Raw genomic sequence first — 251 nt, forward strand, 5'->3', positions numbered from 1 at the left:
CGATCATTGGTTTTATGTAAATCGTTGATAGAAGGATTGGATTTCGGGCCATGCATACCAGATACTTTTATTCCTGTATCTTGGATATCATCAATAAGCTCGCATTTTAAATCCCACAATGATAAATAGTCTTGAACTAAGTCTTCATAATGATTTCCGATGATTTTTTTCTTTTTTAATTGGCTGTATAAGTCCTTTTCAATCCGTTCTCTTACTGATTCTCTATCAGTATTTGCCACTAGATCCCCTCC

General features: G+C 34.7%; 1 protein-coding gene. It reads right to left on the reverse strand.

From position 1 onward, the window contains the following. Positions 1 to 239, reverse strand: a 239-nt coding sequence (locus tag JDS99_RS31365) for a hypothetical protein (protein ID WP_199696536.1), incomplete at its 3' end; no start/stop codon positions are given. Positions 240 to 251 lie beyond the last annotated feature (12 nt).

The sequence above is a fragment of the Bacillus cereus group sp. N6 genome, from assembly GCF_016483705.1.
GTDB lineage: Bacteria > Bacillota > Bacilli > Bacillales > Bacillaceae_G > Bacillus_A > Bacillus_A wiedmannii.